The sequence below is a fragment of the Thalassotalea insulae genome (genome assembly GCF_030161395.1).
GTDB lineage: Bacteria > Pseudomonadota > Gammaproteobacteria > Enterobacterales > Alteromonadaceae > Thalassotalea_E > Thalassotalea_E insulae.
Genome location: NZ_BSST01000001.1, coordinates 2,025,536 through 2,050,501, shown reverse-complemented (window position 1 = coordinate 2,050,501; position 24,966 = coordinate 2,025,536). Strand labels below are relative to the sequence as shown.

General features: G+C 39.9%; 21 protein-coding genes. 7 read left to right on the top strand and 14 right to left on the bottom strand.

Going from position 1 to position 24,966, the window contains the following annotated elements:
• Window positions 1-1,161, top strand: coding sequence for a 5-(carboxyamino)imidazole ribonucleotide synthase (locus QQK06_RS09350; RefSeq protein WP_284244399.1), 1,161 nt, complete (start codon window positions 1-3; stop codon window positions 1,159-1,161).
• 59 nt (window positions 1,162-1,220) lie between these two features.
• Here QQK06_RS09350 and QQK06_RS09345 read toward each other — a convergent pair whose 3' ends face one another.
• From QQK06_RS09345 to QQK06_RS09330, 4 genes are all read right to left on the bottom strand, one after another.
• On the bottom strand, window positions 1,221-1,778 hold the full coding sequence (locus tag QQK06_RS09345) for a DNA topoisomerase family protein (RefSeq protein ID WP_284244398.1): 558 nt from the start codon (window positions 1,776-1,778) through the stop codon (window positions 1,221-1,223).
• A gap of 144 nt (window positions 1,779-1,922) precedes the next feature.
• On the bottom strand, window positions 1,923-2,396 hold the full coding sequence (locus QQK06_RS09340; protein WP_284244397.1) for a DUF494 family protein: 474 nt from the start codon (window positions 2,394-2,396) through the stop codon (window positions 1,923-1,925).
• 9 nt (window positions 2,397-2,405) lie between these two features.
• On the bottom strand, window positions 2,406-3,557 hold the full coding sequence (dprA, locus tag QQK06_RS09335) for a DNA-processing protein DprA (RefSeq protein WP_284244396.1): 1,152 nt from the start codon (window positions 3,555-3,557) through the stop codon (window positions 2,406-2,408).
• 35 nt (window positions 3,558-3,592) lie between these two features.
• Window positions 3,593-4,687, bottom strand: coding sequence for a LysM peptidoglycan-binding domain-containing protein (locus QQK06_RS09330; RefSeq protein ID WP_284244395.1), 1,095 nt, complete (start codon window positions 4,685-4,687; stop codon window positions 3,593-3,595).
• Window positions 4,688-4,803: 116 nt separating this feature from the next.
• Here QQK06_RS09330 and def point away from each other — a divergent pair, with 116 nt between their 5' ends.
• From def to trkA, 4 genes are read left to right on the top strand one after another with little or no spacing between them, the layout of a single operon-like run.
• Window positions 4,804-5,319 (top strand): peptide deformylase, encoded by a 516-nt coding sequence (gene def, locus QQK06_RS09325; protein WP_284244394.1) that lies wholly within the window; start codon window positions 4,804-4,806, stop codon window positions 5,317-5,319.
• 22 nt (window positions 5,320-5,341) lie between these two features.
• Entirely contained in the window at window positions 5,342-6,316 is a 975-nt protein-coding gene (gene fmt, locus QQK06_RS09320; RefSeq protein WP_284244393.1) for a methionyl-tRNA formyltransferase, read from the top strand.
• A 3-nt stretch (window positions 6,317-6,319) separates the two neighbouring features.
• The gene (gene rsmB, locus QQK06_RS09315) at window positions 6,320-7,609 is read left to right on the top strand and encodes a 16S rRNA (cytosine(967)-C(5))-methyltransferase RsmB (protein ID WP_284244392.1); all 1,290 of its coding nucleotides are present in this window, start codon (window positions 6,320-6,322) and stop codon (window positions 7,607-7,609) included.
• A 20-nt stretch (window positions 7,610-7,629) separates the two neighbouring features.
• A complete protein-coding gene (gene trkA / locus QQK06_RS09310) occupies window positions 7,630-9,009 on the top strand; it encodes a Trk system potassium transporter TrkA (RefSeq protein ID WP_284244391.1) in 1,380 nt (459 codons plus the stop codon).
• A gap of 53 nt (window positions 9,010-9,062) precedes the next feature.
• On the opposite strand, the gene QQK06_RS09305 is transcribed toward trkA, so the two are convergent.
• The 5 genes from QQK06_RS09305 to QQK06_RS09285 form a co-directional block, all read right to left on the bottom strand.
• On the bottom strand, window positions 9,063-9,854 hold the full coding sequence (locus tag QQK06_RS09305; RefSeq protein ID WP_284244390.1) for an NF038132 family protein: 792 nt from the start codon (window positions 9,852-9,854) through the stop codon (window positions 9,063-9,065).
• A 160-nt stretch (window positions 9,855-10,014) separates the two neighbouring features.
• On the bottom strand, window positions 10,015-11,466 hold the full coding sequence (locus QQK06_RS09300; protein ID WP_284244389.1) for a TrkH family potassium uptake protein: 1,452 nt from the start codon (window positions 11,464-11,466) through the stop codon (window positions 10,015-10,017).
• Between the two features lie 290 nt (window positions 11,467-11,756).
• Window positions 11,757-12,374 carry a YigZ family protein gene (locus QQK06_RS09295; protein ID WP_284244388.1) on the bottom strand — a complete coding sequence of 206 codons (618 nt, stop codon included), beginning with the start codon at window positions 12,372-12,374 and terminating at the stop codon, window positions 11,757-11,759.
• A 9-nt stretch (window positions 12,375-12,383) separates the two neighbouring features.
• A complete protein-coding gene (gene pepQ, locus QQK06_RS09290; RefSeq protein WP_284244387.1) occupies window positions 12,384-13,703 on the bottom strand; it encodes a Xaa-Pro dipeptidase in 1,320 nt (439 codons plus the stop codon).
• A 77-nt stretch (window positions 13,704-13,780) separates the two neighbouring features.
• The gene (locus tag QQK06_RS09285) at window positions 13,781-15,691 is read right to left on the bottom strand and encodes a transglycosylase SLT domain-containing protein (RefSeq protein ID WP_284244386.1); all 1,911 of its coding nucleotides are present in this window, start codon (window positions 15,689-15,691) and stop codon (window positions 13,781-13,783) included.
• Between the two features lie 144 nt (window positions 15,692-15,835).
• Between QQK06_RS09285 and QQK06_RS09280 the strand changes: the two genes are divergently transcribed.
• Both QQK06_RS09280 and tusA read left to right on the top strand, forming a co-directional pair.
• Entirely contained in the window at window positions 15,836-16,741 is a 906-nt protein-coding gene (locus QQK06_RS09280) for an SPOR domain-containing protein (protein ID WP_284244385.1), read from the top strand.
• A 10-nt stretch (window positions 16,742-16,751) separates the two neighbouring features.
• Window positions 16,752-16,994: a sulfurtransferase TusA gene (tusA, locus tag QQK06_RS09275; RefSeq protein ID WP_284244384.1), complete on the top strand. Its 243-nt coding sequence runs from the start codon at window positions 16,752-16,754 to the stop codon at window positions 16,992-16,994.
• 73 nt (window positions 16,995-17,067) lie between these two features.
• On the opposite strand, the gene glyS is transcribed toward tusA, so the two are convergent.
• From glyS to dnaN, 5 genes are all read right to left on the bottom strand, one after another.
• A complete protein-coding gene (glyS, locus tag QQK06_RS09270) occupies window positions 17,068-19,137 on the bottom strand; it encodes a glycine--tRNA ligase subunit beta (RefSeq protein WP_284244383.1) in 2,070 nt (689 codons plus the stop codon).
• Window positions 19,138-19,141: 4 nt separating this feature from the next.
• Entirely contained in the window at window positions 19,142-20,056 is a 915-nt protein-coding gene (gene glyQ / locus QQK06_RS09265) for a glycine--tRNA ligase subunit alpha (RefSeq protein ID WP_284244382.1), read from the bottom strand.
• Window positions 20,057-20,308: 252 nt separating this feature from the next.
• Window positions 20,309-22,744 carry a DNA topoisomerase (ATP-hydrolyzing) subunit B gene (gyrB, locus tag QQK06_RS09260; RefSeq protein ID WP_284244381.1) on the bottom strand — a complete coding sequence of 812 codons (2,436 nt, stop codon included), beginning with the start codon at window positions 22,742-22,744 and terminating at the stop codon, window positions 20,309-20,311.
• A 10-nt stretch (window positions 22,745-22,754) separates the two neighbouring features.
• On the bottom strand, window positions 22,755-23,840 hold the full coding sequence (gene recF / locus QQK06_RS09255) for a DNA replication/repair protein RecF (protein ID WP_284244380.1): 1,086 nt from the start codon (window positions 23,838-23,840) through the stop codon (window positions 22,755-22,757).
• Window positions 23,841-24,944, bottom strand: coding sequence for a DNA polymerase III subunit beta (dnaN, locus tag QQK06_RS09250; RefSeq protein ID WP_284244379.1), 1,104 nt, complete (start codon window positions 24,942-24,944; stop codon window positions 23,841-23,843).
• Window positions 24,945-24,966: the final 22 nt, after the last annotated feature.

Here is a 24,966-nt window from a genome sequence, read left to right as displayed (position 1 = left end):
ATGAAAAAAGTTTTGGTATTAGGTGCCGGCCAGCTAGCCCGTATGATGGACTTAGCCGGTTCACCACTCAACATGGATGTAAAAGCCTTCGATGTTCGCACTAACAAGGTAGTTCATCCGGTTGCGCCTGAACATATTTACGGCAATTTAGCTGAGGGCATCGCAGAGGCTGAAGTAATCACTGCAGAATTTGAACATGTCGCTCACGATATCCTTGAACAATGCGAACAATCAAATAAGTTAAAACCAACTAGCCAGGCTATTAAAATTGGCGGTGACCGTCGGTTAGAAAAAGCGCTGCTGCGTGAGTGTAATGTTGCTAATGCTAAACATTACGTTATCGAAACTCGGGAAGATTTTGAGCAAGCATTAACAGAGTTAACTCTGCCAATCATTTTCAAAAGTGCTCTAGAAGGTTATGACGGCAAAGGCCAATGGCGCATGAAGTCCACAGAGCAAGCAGATGAAATCTGGCAAGATATGGCTGATTTTATTGCACAGGCTAACTCATCGGTTCCTCAGGGCATAGTCGCTGAACAAATGGTACCATTTGATCGTGAAGTATCTCTCGTTGGTGCCCGGAACACGCATGGTGAAATCGAGGTTTACCCATTAACTGAAAATCATCACGCTGGCGGTATATTAAGTGTCTCAGTTGCTGCACCTGTTGAGCAAGAACTACAAATTCAAGCAGCAAGTGTGTTTAAGGCGTTAACGGAAAAATTGAATTACGTCGGTGTATTAGCAATAGAGTTTTTCCAAGTTGGTGATCAATTGCTGGTAAATGAAATAGCCCCTCGGGTTCATAATTCAGGCCACTGGACACAACAAGGTGCTGATACCTGCCAGTTTGAAAATCACTTACGTGCTATTTGTGGGTTACCACTTGGCAGCACCAAACTTGTTCGCCCTACGGCTATGGTGAATATTTTAGGGGAAGATTCAGTACCAAATGAAGCTCTTGCGCTCCCTAGCCTAAGTATCCACTGGTACGATAAAGAAAAGCGAGCGGGTCGTAAAATGGGACACCTTAACTTGTGTGGTAATGATGAACAGGAATTAGCACAACGATTAAATCAGTTAGCTGCTATTTTACCTACAGAAGCTTTCCCAGATTTAGCAAGTTTCGCTGCTAAGTATCAAGAACGAGTTACTCAGTAATCATTCCGAAATTTATATTGGTTCTAAACATAAAAAGCGAGCTTGGCGCTCGCTTTTTATTATTGAAATTTACTGCATTTTTTCTGCGCGCATTGTAACTTTTCTCCTGCCGCCATCTGCCTTTTGAGTAATAGAGGAAAACCACAGGTTTTGCATTCGCCAGCAACCGGTTGATGATTAACGGCAAACTTGCACTTAGGGTAGTTATCACAGGCATAAAAGGTTTTACCAAAACGGCTTTGTCGCTCCACTAAAGAACCTTTTCGGCAACTTGGACAAGATATCTGTTCTAATGGCTGCTGTTGTGCTTGATGCTCAATATGATGACAAGCAGGAAAATTAGTACACCCAATAAACATACCATAACGCCCTTGCTTCACAGCTAATTCATGACCACAGTCAGGACATTCACTGCCGGGCAAGATCTTATCTTCTACTTTCTGATGTTCAACGACAGGACGAGTGTATTTACATTGAGGATATGATGCACAGCCAAAAAATGCCCCGGCTTTACTATGCTTAACCACTAACTCACTGCCACAATCCGGGCACACCTCATACGCTTTTTCTAAAGCATGCTCATGGCGAGTAAATAATGGGTCGTCTGGCTTTGACATAGAGTAAATATAATTAAAAATTAGTAACGTCTATTATGCCATAACTCCTATTAACGAGAATAGGCTATTTTTTACCGTGTCACAAAAGCAAAAAAGGGATCGGTGATTAAAAGCATCATCGATCCCTTCTGTTATCTGTTTGACTTAATGTAACGGGCCTTCCTGCTCATCAAAGATCAAGTCTTCCATTTGAGAGTAAGCCGATTCTTTACCTGGCACATTAAACAATACCATCAATACAACCCACTTAAGATCATCGATAGTGAAATATTTAGTATCTAATTCCATCACTCTATCAATCACCATCTCTCGGGTAGTAAAGTCTAAAACATTAACTTGCTCGAGAAACATTAAAAAGCCCTGACACTCTATATCAAGCAATTGCTTTTCTTCACGGGTATAAATTCTAAATGAACGGCTTTCTGTTCGCGTAAAATATGGATAGGCGTCGGTATCCTGCAAAGCGGCTAGCTTTTCTAACCAGGCAAGAGCTTTATATATTTCGTCCTGGTGGAATCCTGCGCGAGTTAATTCATCAGTGAGTACATCATGGTCTACCATTACTTCAGCTTCACTATGAATGTAATTTTCAAAAAGATACATCAAGATATCAAACATAATTAGCCCCTATTTAATTTTCAGGTAGCCTCCTGGCACCGCAGATACCAGACCTCTAAGCTCAAGCATTGTTAACCGGGTTAGCACTACATCTGTGGGTAGTTTACTCCGAGAAACCACCGTATCTACGGGAGTGATTTCATATCCCACACTAGCTAACAATGAATCGTTAAACAAGTCTTGATCACAACTTTTTTTTGACCCTTGCCCTTTCTCCTTGTTTCTATTGTTATTTCCCTTTAAGTGTAGACCATAATCACTGTTAACGTTCACCTCTTCTATTATATCGGCCACTTCATCAACTAATTTAGCTCCTTGTTTAATTAGCCAGTGACACCCTTTAACCTGAGGGTTTTGAATATTTCCCGGCATGGCATAAACATCCCGGTTCTGTTCAAGTGCACATCGAGCTGTAATTAACGAGCCACTTTTCATCGCGGCTTCAATTACTAGCACCCCTTGCGATAAACCGCTAATAATACGATTGCGCTTTGGAAAGTGACCAGCCTTCGGTGGTGTATGCGGCAAAAACTCACTAATAATAGCGCCACCGTATTCAATAATTTGTTTAGCTAACCCCTTATTTCGCGCCGGATAGACAATATCAATGCCGGTGGCAATCACAGCGATAGTAGCTTGCTGGTTATCAACAGCTCCTTTATGAGCAAAAGCATCAATTCCCAATGCCAAACCACTAGTCACTACTAAGCCACATTCTGTCAGCTCTTTCGCCAATAGTGTCGCAGCTTCCCGACCATGAATGCTGGCATTACGGCTGCCAACTATGGCTATTTGCTGACGATTTAATAATCGGGTATCCCCCTTAACAAACAAAACTAGTGGTGGGTCATAAATTTGTTTTAGCAGCTGTGGATAATTAGCGTCTTGATAACTAACAATAACAGCACCAGCCTGCTGACTGTGTGCAATAATTTTTTCGATTGCGAACCAATCAGGATTCACAATCCCTTGATATTGTTTTTCACTGATAGCAAGTTGCTGCTGACTTGGCGGCTGATTAAACAGCTGTTCAATACCATACCGTTTAACCAAGACCAATTTTTTCTGAATAGATAACCGAGGAATAAGTTTTAACGCCAGCCAGTAATATTCTGGCGTATATTCTTTCATTTGATTGATGTGACTTTCCCTGTCAGTCACCTGTTTACTCCTTAAAACAGTGTTTTTTTATTGTCCTATAATGCCATAACGCTATCATTTAAACGCAGAGGTTTTTCAGATCGTAAAATTAACGCCATACTCACCTGATCAAATACTTTAAACACCATGATTTTACCAATAGCTTCTTCCGGCATCTGATAATCAGAATCTGAAGCATTAGCCAACCGACTCCAGCGAGAAGCATCTTGGGTGTACACCGGGCCATCTTTCGTTTCCAACACACCAGGGCTTAAACGATTAACCGATAAAATGTCTCCTTGTTTAACCCCGTGCTCTATTCCCTGATCAATAAAAATCACTTCAAACTTACCGAATTCACGATTACCGTTTGATGATTTAATAATTTTACCCTGCACCGTATCAGCAGCAGCCTGCATAGTAAAAAATGCCGGTAATAACTGCCCTTCATTAACAGGTTTGACGATAGCGCCAGAGCGTAGTTCTCGCATAACCCCCTCTAAATACATAGTAGATGGTTCTTTTTCTGCAGCGTTCCCTGCTCTTATCGCCTTACCTGAACCTACCATACGGGCGTGATAGCCAATAACAGTTTCGCCATCAACGGCAATAATCGCTTCTTCTTTTTGATAAACTCCGTAAGACTGGCCTACTTGCAAGTCACCGTTCACGTAAAGCTTAAAACCGTTAACACTGGATTTATAACCTTCATCACTACCAAGTATATAAGGTGAATTATCCAGATCTTGCTGAGACAAAATAGTATCGTATTTTAAAAACGGGGATAAAACACTAAGCGAGATGGTTTCAACTGGACTTTGATCTTTTAACTGAGTTCTGACTTTCGGTGACCATTTTAATACGGGCTTACTATTCTCTTTTACCAGCATTGGCTGGCCTTCAACGTCATACACTAGCTTTAATTCATCACCAGGATAAATCAAATGTGGGTTTTCAACCTCCGGATTAATACGCCAAAGCTTTGGCCATAACCAAGGCTGCTGTAAAAATTTTCCAGAGATATCCCACAAAGTATCTCCTTTTTTCACCACGTAAGAATCTGGTGCATTTGGCGCTAACCGTAATTCATCCGCTAGTGCAGCCCAAGGCAAAATAAGAGAAAATAGTGTTAACAAGACTCTTTTTAACATACTAACCTGCCTATTCTTGTAGCAATTAACCTAAATCACTAGGATTAATTTTATTTAATGGCTAAAATTGAAACATAACACTCTATGCGAAATTTCGCGAATTCTTTTGAAAAATTATGGCTATATTAGACGTTTTAACATTTCCAGATCCAAGATTAAGAACCAAAGCAAAACCAGTTGAAGTGGTCGATGACAATATTCGACAAATTGTCGACGATATGTTTGAAACCATGTATGCAGAAAATGGTGTCGGCCTAGCAGCAACCCAGGTTAATATCCACCAACGTATCGTAGTCATTGATGTTTCCGAAAACAAGGAACAATCCTATGTATTGATCAATCCGGAAATCATCAGAAAAAATGAAGAAACGATGATCAACGAAGAAGGTTGTTTATCGGTACCCGGTAATTACGCCAAAGTGGATCGTCACACAGAAGTTACGGTAAGAGCACTTGATCGAGACGGTAACGAATTCGAACTGGACGGTGAAGAGTTGCTCGCAATCTGTATTCAGCATGAGCTAGATCACCTGAACGGTGTGCTGTTTGTTGACTATCTGTCACCACTGAAGCGTAAACGCATTCAGACCAAGCTTGAAAAAGAAGCGCGTTTAGCGAAAGCCAACGCCTAACTTACTTAACAACAGAAATTATATGTCAAAACCATTAAACATTATTTTTGCTGGCACGCCCGACTTTGCTGCCCAGCATCTTGCAGCGCTAATAGATTCTCCTCACAATGTTGTCGCCGTTTATTGTCCACCAGATAAACCTGCGGGCCGCGGTAAAAAGATCACCGCTTGCCAAACTAAACAACTGGCTCTTGCTCATGAGATCCCAGTCATTCAACCATTAAATTTTAAAGAACAAGCAGACCAGAAAGCATTAATCGAACTTAAAGCCGACGTCATGGTGGTAGTTGCCTACGGTTTGTTGTTACCAAAAGTCATTCTAAAGGCGCCAAGACTTGGCTGTATTAATGTGCATGGTTCGATACTACCAAAATGGCGTGGTGCAGCCCCTATTCAACGAGCAGTAGAGTCAGGTGATCAGCAAACCGGGGTCACCATCATGCAAATGGACGAAGGACTCGATACTGGTGATATGCTATTAACCGCCTTGTGCGATATTACCGAGCAGGACACCAGCACCAGCATTTATCAAAAGCTAGCAGAACTGGGGCCAAAAGCGTTATTAGAGACCTTATCCTTAATGGCTGAAAATAAACACCAGGCAATTAAACAAGATAACGAACAAGCGACGTACGCAACAAAGCTAGATAAGTCTGAAGCTGAGTTAAACTGGCATTTACCAGCAAAAGTATTGCATCAAAAGTTACGTGCTTATATCCCTTGGCCTGTTGCACAGTTCACTTTTATCGACGATAAGACAAAAGAACATCGTATTAGAGTCTGGCAAGCTAGTGTTGTAAAAAATAGTGCGCCGGTTCAACCAGGTACCATTATCGATGTCGATAAAACAGGCATAACGATAGCGACCAGTGAGCAAGCATTAAAGCTAGAAAGCCTACAATTACCAAACAAAAAAGCCATGGCAGTTGCAGACATACTTAACAGTAAAGCAAACTGGTTTAAAACAGGACAATCCATTAACGGACAATTGAGATAACCCATGAGTGCAAATGTTAGAGCACTAGCCGCTAAGTGCTGTTATGCGGTTGTCGATAAAGGCCGCAGCTTAGCAGATGAATTACCCCAATTGCAGGAAAAAGTAGCTGGGAAAGATAAAGGTCTATTACAGGAGCTTTGTTATGGCGTGTTACGTTACCTACCCGAATTAGAACATAGCTGCCGGCAATTAGTGACAAAGCCGTTAAAAGGTAAACAACGGGTAGTACATTTTCTGATTTTAGTGGGCATTTACCAGATAAAATATACTCGCATTCCTGATCATGCTGCAGTCAGTGAATCTGTTGCGGCAACTAAACCTTTGAAGCATTTTCACTTAAAAGCCTTGGTTAACGGAGTGTTACGCGGCTTCCAACGAATGAGCGCCGACGGTCAGTCAGAGGTTGCAGACGCAATAAAATTTAATCACCCCAGTTGGTTTATCAATAAAATTAAACAGGCATATCCAAGTGATTGGCAGCAAGTATTAACCGCTAATATGGCAAAACCACCGATGTGGCTGAGGGTCAACCAGTTACAAAACAGCGTTGCGCACTACCAAGAACAGCTCAAACAGGCAAAAATTGATATTGAACTAGTAGATAGCAATTCAGGAGCAATCAAACTGGTGACTCCCGTTGATGTAGGCTCTTTACCTGGATTCAATCACGGTGAGGTTTCAATTCAAGATGGTGCAGCACAACAAGCCGCTGTGCTACTAGATTGTCAAAGCGGTGACCGTGTACTTGATTGTTGCGCTGCACCTGGCGGAAAAACCTGCCATATGCTTGAGCTCACACCAGGTATTGCGTCAATGACTGCAATCGACGTCGATGAAAACCGATTGGCTAGGGTCAAAGAAAACTTATCTCGGCTCAATCTCAGTGCCAAAACCATTGCTGGTGATGCCTCGGATCCTGAGAGTTGGTGGGATGGTGAATTATTTGATCGGATCTTGCTCGATGCCCCGTGCTCAGGTACAGGTGTTATTCGCCGTCATCCCGATATCAAATGGCTCAGACAAGCAAGTGACATAGATAAGCTGGTGATATTACAACAACAAATTTTAACGAAAGTATGGTCTTTACTTAAACCGGGTGGTACCTTGCTTTATGCAACCTGTAGTATTTTACCTGAAGAAAACTGTGAGCAAATTCAGCAATTTATTAATAAAGAACCTAACGCTGAACTAGTATCACTCAATAGCAATAGCGACACCATTGGCTGGCAGATTTTACCTAATCAGCAATCAATGGATGGGTTTTATTACGCAAAATTAACCAAAAGAATATAAAGGCACTTTGGTAAAATAAAATGAAAATAGTGATAATCGGCGCAGGACAAGTAGGCGGCACCTTAGCGGAAAATCTGGTAGGTGAACGTAACGAGATCACCTTAATCGATACCAACAGCGAAATCCTGCGCGAACTGCAAGATAAAATGGATCTACAGGTGGTTACTGGCCACGGTTCACACCCAGATGTCCTGAAAAAAGCTGGCGCAGAAGACGCAGAACTGGTCATTGCGGTTACCAGCGATGATTCAGTTAATATGATTGCCTGCCAAATTTGCTATTCACTATTTAATACCGCCAGTAAAATTGCCCGTATTCGCTCAGCCAAAATACTTAAATATCAGGAACAATTATTTCAAAATGACAATATTCCGGTTGATCATGTCATAGCACCAGAGCAATTAGTTACTCGAGATATCGCTCGCTTAATCGATTACCCAGGTGCACTCCAGGTATTGGAATTTGCCGGTGGTAAAGTCAGTCTGGTTGCGGTAAAAGCCTATTATGGCGGCTTGTTAGTGGGTCATGCTTTATCAACACTAAGAGAACATATACCCAATATTGATACCCGAGTCGCTGCAATTTATCGAAATGGTAAACCTATTCGCCCGTTAGGTACTACGGTAATTGAAGCAGACGATGAAGTATTCTTCATTGCCGCCACTATCCACATTCGCGCCGTAATGAATGAATTACAAAAACTGGAGCCTGCCTATAAACGAATTATGATAGCAGGAGGCGGTAATATAGGCGCCGGTTTAGCTAAAATGCTGGAGAAAAATCACCAGGTAAAATTAATAGAACACACACCCAAGCGTGCAGCTTATCTAGCGTCTGAACTCAATGATACCTTAGTTTTTGTTGGCGATTCTTCCGATCAGGAACTATTAGTGGAAGAACATATTGACCAGTTTGATGTTTTTATCGCGGTTACCAATGATGATGAAGCCAATATCATGTCTTCGCTACTCGCAAAACGACTTGGTGTTCGTAAAGCTATGGTTCTAATCCAACGCAGTGCCTATATCGACCTAGTACACGGCAGTAACATTGATATTGCAGTATCACCACAGCACGCAACTATTTCTGCGTTATTAACCCATGTGCGTAAAGGCAGTATAGACAATGTTTACAGCTTACGTGGCGGTGCAGCAGAAGCGATAGAAATCGTCGCTAAAGGCAATGAAAAATCATCCAAGGTTATTGGCAGAGCCATAGCCTCATTAAAACTACCACCAGGGACAACGATTGGGGCTATTGTGCGTGATGAAGAAGTAGTAATTGCTCACTCCAACACAGTAATCCAGGCAGAAGATCACGTGATATTATTTTTAGTAAACAAGAAATACATTTCAGATGTCGAAAAACTGTTTTACGTTGACCCGCTGCAGTTTTTTTAACGCAATAAAAAAGCCTAACAAAATTGCTAGGCTTTTAAACAAAAAGGCTAGTATTAACTATACTTTTTTCTCGCTAAACCAGCTAACGCTAAAACAAATAATATAGCAGTTTGTGGTTCCGGTACATCAACCGGTTCGCCAACCACATCACCACCAACGGAAATACCATCAAATGCTAAGCCTGATTGGTACTGGCTGTCATCCCAGTTAACGGTACCAAATTCTAGATAATAATTTCCAGCATTAGCAATAGAATAATTTGATTCTATCCAACCTGTGTAGCCACAACCAGCTTTATAACAATCACCAGAATCACCCCCTAATGGCGACCATGTTGGTGCACCACCAATAATTTCCACCGTTGCTGGCGATAAAGTTGCTTCAGGTGCTGGCATACCAAAACCAGGCACTATATTTCCACTTTCTAGAGTACGAGCAGTAAACAAAATAGCCACTTGATTAAATGCTTCATCCAATAATCTTGCCCAACCATAATCAGCAAAGCCAGCGCCGTCAGAGGTCACATAGTTAAAAAAGAAGTTTAAGTCATCACCAGCTTCTGCTGAAAATAGACTAGAAGTTAATACTGAACCCGTAGTTCCCCCGATACCTTCTAACCCAACTCCTGCTTCACCATCAGTAGTTGCTACCCAGCCATAATTGCCACCAAATGACGATTCAGTCACATCTCCATCTGCACCTGCAGTACCACAAGTTCCTTCACAATTCCAGCCAGCAGGTAAACCTGAATCAAAAATAACAGAGGCTTGGGTATTAAGTGATAAAGCAAACAGCATCGCTGACGCTATTATTTTAATATTGGTTATTAATAAATTGTTTTTCATTAACTTTTTTCCTTTATAAAGTTATTAAACTAATTAGAATCGAGCACACTGCAAAATTCAAACCAAAAAGAATAAATAGTTAACAATCAATATGATAAACATAGCTACTAGTTATTAATTAATACAATTGTAAAAAATTTAGACAGTAATAACGTTTTTGCTAAGAGCGCCAAAAAGCAGGAGTGAACAGCACCAATAGAGTAAAGATTTCAAGCCGGCCAAAGAGCATCGCGATAATAAGTACCCACTTACTAAAATCGCTAAGGCCTGAAAAGTTAGCCGCAACCTCTCCTAAGCCGGGTCCAAGGTTATTTAAACAAGCAGCTACCGCTGTAAAAGCAGTAATATCATCAACGCCTGCAGCCAACAGCGCTAACATACAGACAACAAACACCGCAGCATAAGCAGAAAAGAAGCCCCAAATAGCTTCAACCACACGATTAGGTAAGGCTTTAGCCCCCAGTTTAATCGTAAAAATAGCTTTCGGATGTACGAGTTTCTTAAGCTCACGTATCCCTTGTAAATAAAGCAAAACAATACGCACTACTTTCATACCACCACCAGTACTACCGGCACAACCACCAATAAAACTGGAAAAAATAAGTAATATCGGCAGCAAAGTTGGCCAATCAGCAAATGATGTTGTAGCAAAACCAGCTGTGGTACTAATAGAAACCGCCTGAAACAATGCCTGATCTAGGGTATCAAATGTTGAATCATAAACACTAAAACTCATCAGCACGATAAAACAAATCAGTGTCAGTACCAATTGAATGGTAATAAAGGCTTTAAATTCAGGGTCATAAAAATAGGTACGTAATGAACGGCTGTGAACAACAGCAAAATGCAACGCAAAGTTAACGCCGGCAATTAATAAAAACAAAACACAAACAAAGTTAATTAACGGACTATCAAAATACCCCATGCTTAAATCATGGGTGGAAAACCCCCCTATGGCAATGGTAGAAAACGCATGACAAATCGCATCAAATACTGTCATACCCGCCGCCCAATAACTTAATGAGCATGCCACAGTTAATGATAAATAAATATACCAGAGATGTTTTGCGGTATCCGCTATCCTAGGCGTCATCTTTGACTCTTTCACCGGGCCTGGGGTTTCTGCCCGATATAACTGCATGCCACCGACCCCAAGCATAGGTAATACTGCCACCGCTAATACAATAATCCCCATACCACCAAGCCATTGCAATTGCTGGCGGTACCAAAGTACGGCATGAGGTAAGCCATCAATTTTATTTAATATCGTGGCACCAGTTGTTGTTAATCCGGAAAATGACTCAAAAAATGCATCGGCAACAGATAAGTTTGGCTGTTCCAGTAACATCAATGGAATAGCAGAAAAACTCGCCAGCACCGTCCAGAACAAAACAACGATAAGGAATCCTTCGCGCGCCCGTAAATCGCCTTTTTCATTACGGTTTGGATACCAGGACAACCCACCCATCACTAAGCAAAATAAAAATGCCATCAAAAAGGAGACCCCGCCACCATCACGATAAACCATAGAAATCAACGCAGGTGGCAACATGGTAACACTCAGTAAAGCGACCAAAATTCCCAATATTCGGATTATATTTTTATATTGCACAATAAGTTACGTTTGTTTTTATTATTTATACCAAGTGAATTAAACATTTGGCCATTCAGCGATAATTAAAAGGCTTATAGGCAAGGCTTTGATTGTAACTAATGGTTATTCCCTTAGCAAAATCAATAACGCAGCATGTAAGCCTTTTAAACTCGCCCGTTGGGAGCTTGTCAGAAAAGTGATAACTTTACAAATTGCTTTGATGGAGAATGCTACACTGGCATCAATTTGTTTTGTTCTAACTTCTCTGACACAGCTCTGAATAGGTTAAATATTTATTTCAATTGGTATTACGGTTCTTTTGATTTTAATGCCAATTGCCCAGAGCTCAAAGTTTGCAACTGAGTCTTTATCTGCTGGATATTATCTGCCGGAATTAATAACGACAAATTAACGTCAGTTTGAAAGTTTTGCTCGATAATTTGCCCACCATTTTTTTCAATTAAATGCAGCACATCATTTACTTGAGTATACTGACACGCCAACGTCTTCTCTACCATAGGTATTTTCGTTTTTGTTTGAAGATGAACGAGTGCCTGGCGCACGCTTGCACCATAAGCACGCTGCAACCCACCAGTACCTAATTTAGTACCACCAAAATAACGAACAACAACCGCGATAATTTCGCCAATTCCACTACCCTGTAACACTGCCAGCATCGGACGCCCAGCAGTACCTGAAGGCTCTCCATCATCAGAAAAACCATAGCTTTGGCTATCTAACGGATGAGCACAGACAAAAGCATAACAATGATGGCTCGCCTGCGGGTGCAATTGTTGAATCTGCTTTAAGAATAGTTTAGCCGCCTCTTTTGATTGGCAAGGGGCCAAATAGCAAATAAAGCGACTACGGGTAACCACAGTTTCATCGATTACTTCGTTAGCCGCAATTGAATAGGAAGATGTCAAAACGCTCTCTTAATTTAATTCAAGCTCACGCGTCATATTTTCATTATGGGATTGATGAACAATGATATTATCTTCAATTCGAATACCACCAAAAGGCCGCATTTCATCAATTTGTTGCCAATTGATCATATCGCGATGAGCCGACTGTTTAAGTTCAGCCAACAATGAATCAATAAAATACAAACCCGGTTCAATAGTAAAGACCTGATTGCTTTCAACCACTCGAGAGGTTCTTAAAAAGCTATGAGGCTCTGGAGTCTCAATATGGGTGCCACGTTCATCCGCCATAAAACCACCGACATCATGAGTTTGCAATCCTAAATGATGACCAAGGCCGTGCGGAAAGAAGGTGCTGACAATGCCAGCTTCAATCGCCAGTGCAGGATCAACCTTGATAAAACCAAACTCATGTAAAACATTGGCAATGTCGTTATAGGTTTCAATATGTAAATCAACATAACTTTTGCCCGGTTTCAATCCATCAACCGCTTTTAGCATCAACTTATTCATTCGAGCGATCAGTTCTGCAAACTTATCTCGTTTAAATGAATAGGTACGGGTAATATCCGACGCATAGCCATTATAATTTGCGCCCGCATCAATTAAAAAAGAACGATGAGCCTGCGGTACTTCCCTTTCTAACGCGGTATAGTGCAAGATTGCGGTATTTTGATTTAATGCGACAATATTGCCGTAAGGTGTTTCCGTTTCAGTATGTTGAGTCGCTTTTAAATACGTCTGCTGAATATCATATTCAGAAGCGCCATCAAAAAATGCATCTCTCGCCGCCATATGTCCAGCGACGGCTAGACGATTTGAACGACGCATACATTCTTGTTCATACTCCGTTTTATAAGCCCGATGAAAATGCAAATAATTAAGCAAAGGTTCAGAATTAATATTTTCAAAGCCTAACGCTTGTGCCACCTCTACGTGTGCCCCGATATAAGCAAAACCATTTTTATCATAAGGTAATAACTGATCAACATCTTTTGCTGTAGTTAACACCTGAATATCAAAAAATTCTGTCCAATAGCTCTCGGGTAACGGCAACACTTTATGCCAAAAATCAACTGGTTGATAATAAATCAACTTAGGTTTATCTTCGCCGTTAACGATAAGCCAGGAATTAGGTACATCAACCAATGGTAACCAGTGTTTAAAGTGAGGATTAACTTTAAATGGGTAACCTAAATCATCGAGAAATACTTTTAACTCTTGCCCGGAATGAATCACAATCCCTTGCAAGTTTTCTCTGGTTAATGCATTTTTTGCTCTCACTTGCAGCTCAGCCAAATGGCCAGGATACAAAGATGCTAATTTACTCATAAGATCTCTTCACCACTAGAATTTTTATCTATCTTATCATAGCCTAGATGACTGTACATTAGCCGAAGGAAAAGTGTTTACAGCTGGCTAATGTTCTTACGGTGCAATTGCTCAAACAGGCGACTAGATTGTCCGACTTTTTGCTGGTAAATCTGTTGATAAGCAAGCACGCTTTTAACATACTCCCGTGTTTCTCTAAACGGAATAGTTTCTATCCAGATATCAGCCGGCAATGACGACGCTGTTTTTAACCATTTTTTTACTCGTGACGGCCCAGCATTATAAGCTGCCGTAGCTAACACCTGATTGCCCTGATGTCTATCTAACAAATTTTTCAGATACTTAGTGCCCAGATTAATATTGTTTTCACTATCTAACAGGTATTTATTTGACACTTTTTTACGGCGTGTTAATAATTTTGCCGTCGCTGGCATCAACTGCATCAAGCCTTTAGCACCAACTGATGAATTTGCGTCCGCCATAAATGAGCTTTCTCGCCGAGTGATGGCAAATGCCCAGGCAGGATTGATCGCATGCTTACTTGCGTGATGATTAATTTCATCATTAAATGCCAATGGAAAACGCAAATCAACATCATCCATATAACCAACCTGGGATAGAGTAAAAATAGCCCGATCGAACCAACCAATTTCATTTGCCAATTTAGCTGCAACTAATTTTTGCCTGTCATCGAGTTGATTTAGCCAATAGTTCCATTCTTTACGTGCAAAATAATAGCGACCAAGATGAAATAATTCGAATGCACGTTTACCAGCACTGTTTTCAAATAGCGCCTGTTTCTCCTGCTCGGTAATTTGCAGAGGTTTATTCTGAAGGTTCATCGGTTTATCGGAAAAACCTGCTGCTAAAAATCCATAATAATGGCGCTTGTCGGCAAGCGTTGCCATCAATTGTTGACCTTGTTGTATTTCATCCGTTGCTAGTAAGCTACGAGCATACCAGTACTGCCACTGCTGGCTTTTTTGCAGTGGCTTTGGCAAAGATAATAATGCTTGCTTAATAGCTGGCCACTGTTGTTTTCTTAAAACATCGGCAATTTTCCATTGCACCAAATTACCAGTAAGATGACTATCATCCACCTGCTCTATCCAATAAGAAGCTTTAGGGTGGTGCTTACTGGCTAACGCTAACGCAAACTTAAAAGCTATTTGTTGTTGTTGCTGATAGCTAAAGTTAAATACTTTTTTCGCTTGCTGATAGGAAGCTATCGCCCGCCCCTGATCACGCCAAATCAATCTTTTTATTCCATAAACAAAAACATTAGTCTCTTTAGCATTTTTAGTCGGAAAACGAGATAGATTAGTAATATAAGCGGGGTCTCTGCGTACTTTATGCCAAAGCTTACCAAGATATTGTTCCTCTTTCGGCAGCAATGATGTTAAGTATGGAATTAAGGTATGTTTACCGCCATCGGCCGCTTTAGCCAATCGCCGCCACACTACCTCCGGCGTTCTCAGCCCAACTTGCTGCCAGCGTTTAAATAACGGATCACAAGCCTTAGGTTGTGATTTTCCTACTTCCCACAAGCTGGAAACTTGAGCGAGTATTGGTTTTTCTTCAGCCCCTTTATTTAACTGATAGCGAAGATAGTAACAGGTTAACTTTGCATCAGCCGTTGGCTGGAAAAATTCGATATATAAGCTCTGACGATTACGCTTGATCAAATAGTTTAGCCACTTTTTCCGAAGCGGCCAATCCAGCGGACTGCCCTCATATTTTGTTAAAAAATTTGCAATCTCTTTGGCCGACGATAGTCGCATACGCGTCATTAAGCGTTTTTGATCTAAATACGGCTGCAGCGGATAAAAATGTAAGCGATTATAGAGTGTTTGATATGTAGCAGAATTTGCCTTCCAAATTTGCTTTTCAGCTTTTTCGAAGGTTTTTCTTAATAAGGTATTTTCATCGGCATAAACATTAGTCACTATGCTGGAAAATAAGGCGACAATAAGGAAAAAACGGGTCATAACACAGCCTTTATTTAACATCTGCATTTAAGGTTATTCAGCAAAAGATAACAAAGCAAGCCTTATCGACAAAATTCATTTTTTCGCCATATTTTAGAACGCTCAATGAACTGTTAATATGATAGAAAACAACGAACAATTTTAATGAAAAAACAGCTAATTCCAGCAATTGTGATGATATGCGCTACTCAAGCCGCACTTGCTAGTGATATTCATAAATTCGGACTCGGGGTTAATTATCACCTTGATCAACAAAGCACACCTGGCTATCAAGCGGCTTACCAATGGCAATTTAGCGAAGCGTTTGAATTTGATGCCCGGTTACTGTCAAGTAATGATATAGAGGTTGAGCAAAATGAGGTTAATATTTTCGGTGATTATGCGCAGTTCTCCATCGGTGCTAGCTTTCTCAAACGTTATAACGATGAATTATCAATAAAAGCTGGTACGGGTTTAGGTTGGACTTTTTCGTCGTCAAATAAGCAACTGATCAGAGACTCAGCAATAGCCCCCTATTTGATGTTAGCCGTTAATTACCAACTCACTGAGCGTGTTTCATTGGAGCTCGGTCAGTTTAGTCACTTTAACAGTGAAGCAATAGACACCAATCACAGCATCTATTTCAACATTAGTATACAGTTAGGCCGTAATAATGTGTTATTCAGCAGGTTTAACAGTAATAATCAAACAGCTATGGAACAAAGCCCGGCAGTAAACAATACACCTGCCGCCGTTAATAAAACCGCAAATACTAGGGTTAGTGCAAAAGCAAATAGCACAAAGATACAAAGAATCCCGCAAACGAGCACCTTAATGCCTAATTATTGGTATGTGCAACTTGGAGCATACCATCAGTTATCAAATGCGGAATTGGCTTATAGTGAAATTCAGCATCGAGCACCTGCACTCAAACTCTCAATAATTAAAAATAATAGTTATTATCGCATTATTAGTCACAGTTTTAATTCAAAACAACGAGCAGAAGATTATGCAACTATGATAAAATCACAGTATCAATTATCTGGATATATCAGCCAGTTTAAGAAGTAACCCGTATAGAATGAAAGACCTGTTTGAAAATGCTGATCATCAGCTAGATGCTATTGGCTTGCGATGTCCTGAGCCAGTAATGATGGTTCGGAAAAACATCCGAAAAATAGCCAGTGGAGAAACCTTGTTAGTATTGGCTGATGACCCTTCTACCACACGCGATATACCTAGTTTCTGTCGCTTTATGGAACATGAATTAGTCGCGCAACAATCCGATTCATTGCCGTTTCAATACCTGATAAAAAAACATTAAAAAAAGGAGCTTCTAGCTCCTTTTTTTATTCGCGATCAATGGAATGCAGTAATTACCTTCCACCTTACATACTTTAGCTTTGTAATAATGAAATATCAGCAATAGCTAAAAAGCTATTTCTGATCTTATTTAATAAGGTCAAACGGTTAGTTTTCACCTGTTCATCATCCGCCATCACCATAACGCTATCAAAGAAGGTATCTATTGGCTGTTTAATTTGTGATAACTCGGTTAATACCGCTTGATAATCCCTTGCAGCTTGCAATGGCGCTATTGTATCACCTATTTTGGCGAATGTTTCAGCAAGTGCAATTTCCGCAGCTTCAGTTGCCAGCCCATGATTAAACTCAGCAAATAATTCACCATCAAATTTGGCTAAGATATTACCAACACGTTTATTCGCAGCCGCTAACGTTTCCGCTTCAGCCATCGTTTTGAAATGTTGTACCGCAGAGACACGCTTATCAAAATCTAATGGCGCTGTAGGTGCATTCGCAAGGACTGCCTGAATAACATCAACCGCAACATTTTGTTCTTGATAATGCGCTCTAAAACGACCTAGAACAAAATCAATCACTTGCTGTTGAGTGTCCTGATTGGTTAACTTATCACCGTACAATGCAATACTTTCAGCAACCAGATCTGTAATATCTAAGTTCAATTGCTTTTCAATGACAATACGAATTAAACCGATCGCAGCACGACGTAAAGCAAACGGGTCTTTATCCCCTTTTGGTGGCTGATTAATACCAAAAATTCCAACCAAGGTGTCAATTTTATCTGCAATAGCAACGGTACAACCGATATTACCCTCAGGTAGACTATCACCAGCAAAACGTGGACGATACTGATCTTCTAATGCCTGAGCAACGGCTGGCTGTTCACCGTCATGCTGAGCATAGTATTTCCCCATAGTGCCCTGAACTTGAGGAAACTCTAATACCATTTCACTCATCAGGTCAGTTTTACTAAGTAAGCCCGCACGATACGCCAACAAAGTATCTTCATTGATGGTTTTAGCGATATGCTCACTGAGCATGGCGATACGTTCAGATTTAGCTTTCAATGTGCCCAATTGTTTTTGGAACAAGACCGATTCTAAACTTGCTAAGCGCGATTCTAATGACTGTTTTTTATCTGTTTTGAAAAAGAATTCCGCATCTGCCAAGCGAGGACGTATTACTTTTTCATTACCAAAAACGACCTTTTCCGGTTCTTTACTTTCAATATTCGTGATAAAAATAAACTTATTAAGTAAGTTACCTTGTTGATCTTGTACCGGAAAATATTTTTGATGATCTTTCATCGAATAAATGAGTGGTTCTGCGGGTACTTGCAAAAAATCTTTATCAAAACTACCAATCAGTGCGACCGGCCATTCGACTAAAGAAGTCACTTCTTCCAGCAAATCCTGATCAACTAATGCCACGCCATTCAGTTCGTGCTCAGCCTTTTTAATTTGCTCAACAATTAATTGTTGTCTCGCCTGGTAATCAACTTGCACATACGCATCTTTTAAACTTGCTTCATAATTATCGGCATGGGTGAGTGTCAATAAGCCATGATGGTGAAAACGATGGCCTTGGAGCAAGTTGTTTGAACTAACACCTAAAGCTTCACCGGCAAGAATAGTCTCTCCATACATTAAGGTTAGTGTATGTACAGGTCGGATAAACTGAATACGTTCACTCCCCCAGCGCATCGGCTTAGGAATAGGTAATTTACTTAAAGCTGTATTTACCATATCAGGAATAAGCGCTTCAACACCTTGTCCAGCCTGCATCGCTTTATGTAACAGCCATTCACCTTTATCGGTTGTTAAGCGTTGTGCTTGTTCAACCGTGATACCATTAGCTTTTGCCCAACCTTGAGCAGCCTTACTTGGATTGCCATCCTGATCAAATGCCACATTAACTGCGGGACCACGCTTTTCAATTTCTTTATCTTGTTGCTTAGCTGCAAGTCCGTTAACCTTAACAGCCAGCCGACGAGGCGTTGCATACCAGGTAGCGCTATCAAATGCTAATTCAGCATTTTCTAACTGACTTACGATTTGATCATAAAAAACCGTCGCTAATTTTTTTAATGATTTTGGCGGTAACTCTTCAGTTCCCAATTCAATTAATAAAGTTTCTGTTGTCATAATATTACTCCCCCGCTTGCTGAGATTGACACATAGGGAAGCCTAGTTGTTCTCTGGTTGCATAATATGCTTCTGCACAGGCTTTAGATAGAGTTCTTACCCGTAAGATATAACGCTGTCTTTCGGTAACTGAAATAGCATGACGCGCATCGAGTAAATTGAAAGCGTGAGAAGCTTTCATCACTTGTTCATAAGCTGGTAAAGCTAAACCTGCTTCAATGAGTTTTTCACTGTCTTTTTCACATTGGTCAAATGTTTTAAATAAAGCATCGACATCAGCATGCTCAAAATTATAGGCTGATTGCTCAACCTCATTCTGATGAAAAACGTCACCATACAGTACTTTTCCCATCGGACCATCAGTCCATACAAGATCATAAATACTATCGACGTTTTGAATATACATCGCCAAACGTTCAAGACCATAAGTGATCTCACCGGTAACAGGCGCACACTCTATGCCTCCAACTTGCTGGAAGTAAGTAAACTGAGTGATCTCCATTCCGTTTAACCATACTTCCCAACCTAACCCCCAGGCGCCAAGCGTAGGCGATTCCCAGTTATCTTCAACAAAGCGGATATCATGTACTAAAGGATCGATTCCTAATTCCTTCAAAGAATTAAGATATAGCTCCTGAATATTCTTTGGTGATGGCTTTAACATTACCTGAAACTGATAATAATGCTGAAGACGATTTGGGTTTTCACCGTAACGACCATCGGTAGGACGACGGCAAGGTTGAACATAAGCACTGCTAATCGGCTCAGGGCCAATTGAGCGCAAAAATGTCATAGGGTGAAACGTACCTGCTCCTACTTCAAGGTCAAGTGGCTGAACAATAACACAGCCTTGTCGTGACCAATAATCTTGTAATTGTAAGATGAGGCCCTGGAAAGTTTTTATGTTAAACGTACTCATGTTTATCCGATTTTAATACTGAGTTAGTTGGATACTGGCGCTAGTATAACGTTTGTCTGTTTATTCGACTAGTTACTCGCGATAATTTATTGAGCTTTTACTCAAATTCAAACTAACATTAATAATGATGTCCGGGAGTTATTTTGTCTATCAATTCAACACCCGATATCTGTTGTTATTGATTTATAGATAAGTTATTAATCTCTAACAAAAAAGACCACATGTAGTGGCCTTTTTCATCAGAGGTTAAAACTAAATATCTAAGTTTGCTACTTTTAGCGCATTTTCTTCAATAAAGTTTCGACGCGGCTCAACATGATCACCCATTAAGGTGTTAAATAATTGATCCGCTGCAATAGCATCTTCTATAGTCACTTGTAGCATACGTCTGGTTTCTGGATCCATCGTGGTTTCCCATAATTGTTCCGGGTTCATTTCACCCAACCCTTTATAACGCTGTATATACTGACCACGCTTTGATTCTGCCATTAACCAATCTAGCGCTTGTTCAAATGACGTAACCACTTTAGTCTTATCACCACGTTTAACGTAAGCACCTTCTTCCATCAAACCATTAATTGCTTTGTTTAAGCTAATAATAGCGGCAAATTCATTAGACTGAATAAACTCATAACTACAGTTATAAACCCTATCGATACCATGCTGACAAACATTGAAGCTAGCGAAATAAATATTACGCTCCTGATCATGTTTTACCTGTGCATCATAAAGAGAGCCATTACCATCTTGGTTTTGTAATTTAGTTGTGATTTCTTTTGTCCATTGATCAACCTTAGCTTTATCTTTAAAATCCTCTGGCGCAATTGGCTGACCATAGATCATTTGTTCTAAGATTTCTTTAGGAATTTGACGAGACACTCGTTTAATAATAGTTTTAGTTTGACGGTATTCATTAACCATTTTTTCTAATGCAACACCAGAAATTGCCGGCGCAGATTCATTAACATAAATAGCTGCATTATCTAATGCCAATGACGTCAAATACTCTATCAGCGCGTCGTCATCTTTAATATAGCGTTCTTGCTTACCTTTTTTCACTTTATATAAAGGAGGCTGTGCGATATAGACATAACCTCGCTCCATAATTTCCGGCATTTGACGATAGAAAAAAGTTAACAATAAAGTACGAATATGAGAACCATCAACATCCGCATCGGTCATGATAATAATACTATGATAACGTAATTTATCAGGATCATATTCATCGCGACCAATACCACAGCCTAAGGCCGTAATTAAGGTACCAACCTCAGCAGAAGAAATCATCTTATCGAAACGCGCTTTCTCTACGTTTAATATTTTACCTTTTAACGGTAAGATTGCCTGATTCTTACGATTACGCCCCTGTTTAGCAGAACCACCCGCAGAATCACCCTCCACAATATATAGTTCAGAAAGCGCCGGATCTTTTTCTTGGCAATCTGCTAACTTGCCAGGTAAACCAGCAATATCAAGTGCCCCTTTACGGCGAGTCATTTCTCGAGCTTTTCGTGCAGCTTCACGTGCTCGCGCGGCATCAATGATCTTCATCAAAATGGTTTTAGCTGTCGTAGGGTTTTCAAGTAGGTACTCACCTAGCTTTTCACCCATCGCTTGTTCAACAGCAGTTTTCACTTCTGATGATACTAACTTATCTTTAGTCTGTGATGAAAATTTAGGGTCTGGTACTTTTACCGAGATAACGGCAGTTAAACCTTCACGGGCATCATCACCAGAGGCACTAGTTTCACCTTTTTTGGATTTATTTAACCCTTCTTTAACCATATAAGCATTTAAAGTACGAGTTAATGCCGTACGGAAACCACTTAAGTGAGTACCACCGTCACGTTGTGGAATGTTATTTGTAAAACAGAAAATATTTTCCTGGAAGCCATCATTCCACTGCATAGCGACTTCTACCACTATGCCGTCTTCTCGTGCTAAATCAAAATAGAATATTTCTTCATTAACAGGAGTTTTATTGGTATTAAGATAATCAACAAATGCTTGAATACCACCTTCATAAAAGAAGTGTTCTTCTTTTCCTTCCTCACGTTCATCAATAAGTTTTATTGATACACCAGAGTTTAAGAAAGATAATTCACGGATACGTTTAACTAAAATATCATAGTGAAATTCGATATCAGAAAAAATAGTAGCGCTCGGCCAAAACCTTACTTCAGTCCCGGTATTATCACTTTCACCAACAACAGCTAAAGGTTCTTGTGGTTCGCCTAAATGATATTCCTGCTCATGTAATTTACCAGCACGACGAATGGTTAGTTTTAATCTATCACTTAAAGCGTTTACAACGGAAATACCAACACCATGTAAACCACCGGATACCTTATAACCAGAATCTTCACCACCAAATTTACCACCAGCATGTAGTACTGTCATGATGACTTCAGCAGCTGATACACCTTCTTCTGGATGAAGATCGGTAGGAATTCCTCGACCATCATCTTTTACAGAGACAGAGCCATCTAAGTGGATTTTTACAATGATATCATTACAGTGACCAGCCAAAGCTTCATCAATTGAGTTGTCCAACACCTCGAACACCATATGATGTAATCCAGTGCCATCATCGGTGTCACCAATATACATACCAGGTCTTTTACGAACAGCGTCGAGCCCTTTTAATACTTTAATACTGTCAGAGCCGTATTCATTTTCTACAGTCATAGCTTTTAGCCTATTTACTCATTGCGGATATATGCCCATGTTTCACGTGAAACATCTTATAGTTATCGTTGTCTGGAATAATGGGTTCCAATGCAACTCGATCTATTGCCGTTATCATTGTTTGACAATCCAGGTGATTATTTATGTTTGCAATAATACTGCGAGAATTAATATCTAATTCTGCCCCGACATCATCAATTAACAAAATTGGCTTTACTCGTTTACCTTGCTCTATTAATTTAGTTTGAGCAAAAGTTAACGCGAGTAAAAACAACTTTTGTTGTCCTCTAGAGAGTCGTTGTTCCAAAGTCAGGTTGTTTAGTAAAAATCTGACATCAAATTTATGAGCGCCAAAAAGCGAATAGCCTTTTTCATACTCTCTTTGCTTGTTTACTATTAATACTTCTCTAAGTTCCTTTTTACTATGCCAGCCCTGTAAGTACTGAATAGTAATATCGTCTTCTATAGTTGGCAAAAACAGCTTTAGCCAAACTAGCAACTCTTCCCTTAACCCTTCAATATATGCACTACGCTCTTGAGCAATACTCTCTGATAGTTGACAAAATTCTTCCGTCCAATAGCTATATTGATCACCAGCTACCTTATTTTTTAAGCAAGCATTTCTTTGCTTCAATATTCTATTAAACGTTTTCCAGTCTGAGGGAAAAGAATGTTTCACGTGAAACAATCCCAAATCAATAAACTTTCGACGCTCTTTGGGGCCACCAAAAAACAATTTAAAACTCTCAGGTGTTACTACTTGAATGGCGACATTCTTTGCTAAGTCCGATAACTTATTGTGCTTAACACCATTAATTTTTATTTTTATCTCACCACTCTGACTACGCTGAATACCAAGTTGATTATCAGAATCTGTTTTTACGGTAACTACAAAATTATCACTGCTGGTATTTATTAGACTATTTACATTAGTCGAACGAAAAGATTTACCATGCCCTAAATAAAAGAGACTTTCTAATAAACTGCTTTTACCGCTGCCATTACCCCCAATAAAAAAATTTAATTTACTATGAAAATTAACTTTCGCTGTACTTAAATTTCTAAAGTTAAACGCCTGTAACTCTTTAACGCTCATTTACAACCGCATAGGCATAACAACATAGATGGCTTCACCAGAATCTTCGCCTTCAATTACCACACTGCTATTAGCATCAGATAAGGTAAATTTCACTCGGCTATCTTTAATGGCATTAAGCACATCTAGAACATAATTGACGTTGAAGCCAATTTCGACTTCTTCAAACGGAAAGTCTATTTCAAGTACTTCTTCTGCTTGTTCTTGTTCTGGATTATTGGCGGTGATCTTTAATTCAGTGTTCGAAAAATTAAGTCTAACACCTTTAAACTTTTCATTAGATAATATCGACGCACGAGACAATACTTGCCTTAAATCAGTATTATCTGTGGTTAATACCTTGTCACCATTTCTTGGTAAAACCCGTCGATAATCGGGAAAACGACCATCGACCAATTTACTGGTAAAAGAAAATTCACTGTCGATTATCCTAATATGATTAGAACCAAGAAAAACTTGTACTTCTTCTTCCACCGGATCTAATAATCGAATAATTTCTAAAATACCTTTTCTTGGCACTATTACCTGACGATTAGGTAACTCTAGATTTTCTATTGCTAATTTACAAATAGCAAGTCGATGGCCATCAGTTGCAACAGAACGAATTTCATTTCCTTCTGTTTCAATCGACATACCATTCAAATAATAACGAACATCCTGATTTGCCATAGAAAAATGAGTACTTTCAATCAGGCGTAATAATTCTGACTTACATAGTTTAAATTCAACATCCCCTTTCCACTGTTCAATATTTGGAAAGTCATCTGCAGACAAGATTGATAATGAATAACGGCTTCGACCAGAAGAAATAGTCACCGTATCATTTTCCGAAGCAAAGGTGATCATTGAGCCTTCAGGCAGGCTTTTACAAATATCCAGTAGCTTTTTCGCTGGAATCGTTAATTTACCATCACCTTGATGGTTCTCTATAGTTGCGTAAGCAACCATTTCGAGCTCTAAATCTGTAGCTGTTAACGTTAGTGATTGCCCACTAACATCAAATAAGATATTACTTAAAATAGGAAGTGTACTTTTACGTTCTACCGCACCAGACACCAGTAACAATGGTTTTAATAACAACTCTCTGTTTAATGAAAACTTCATTTTATACCTACTATTTTTATAC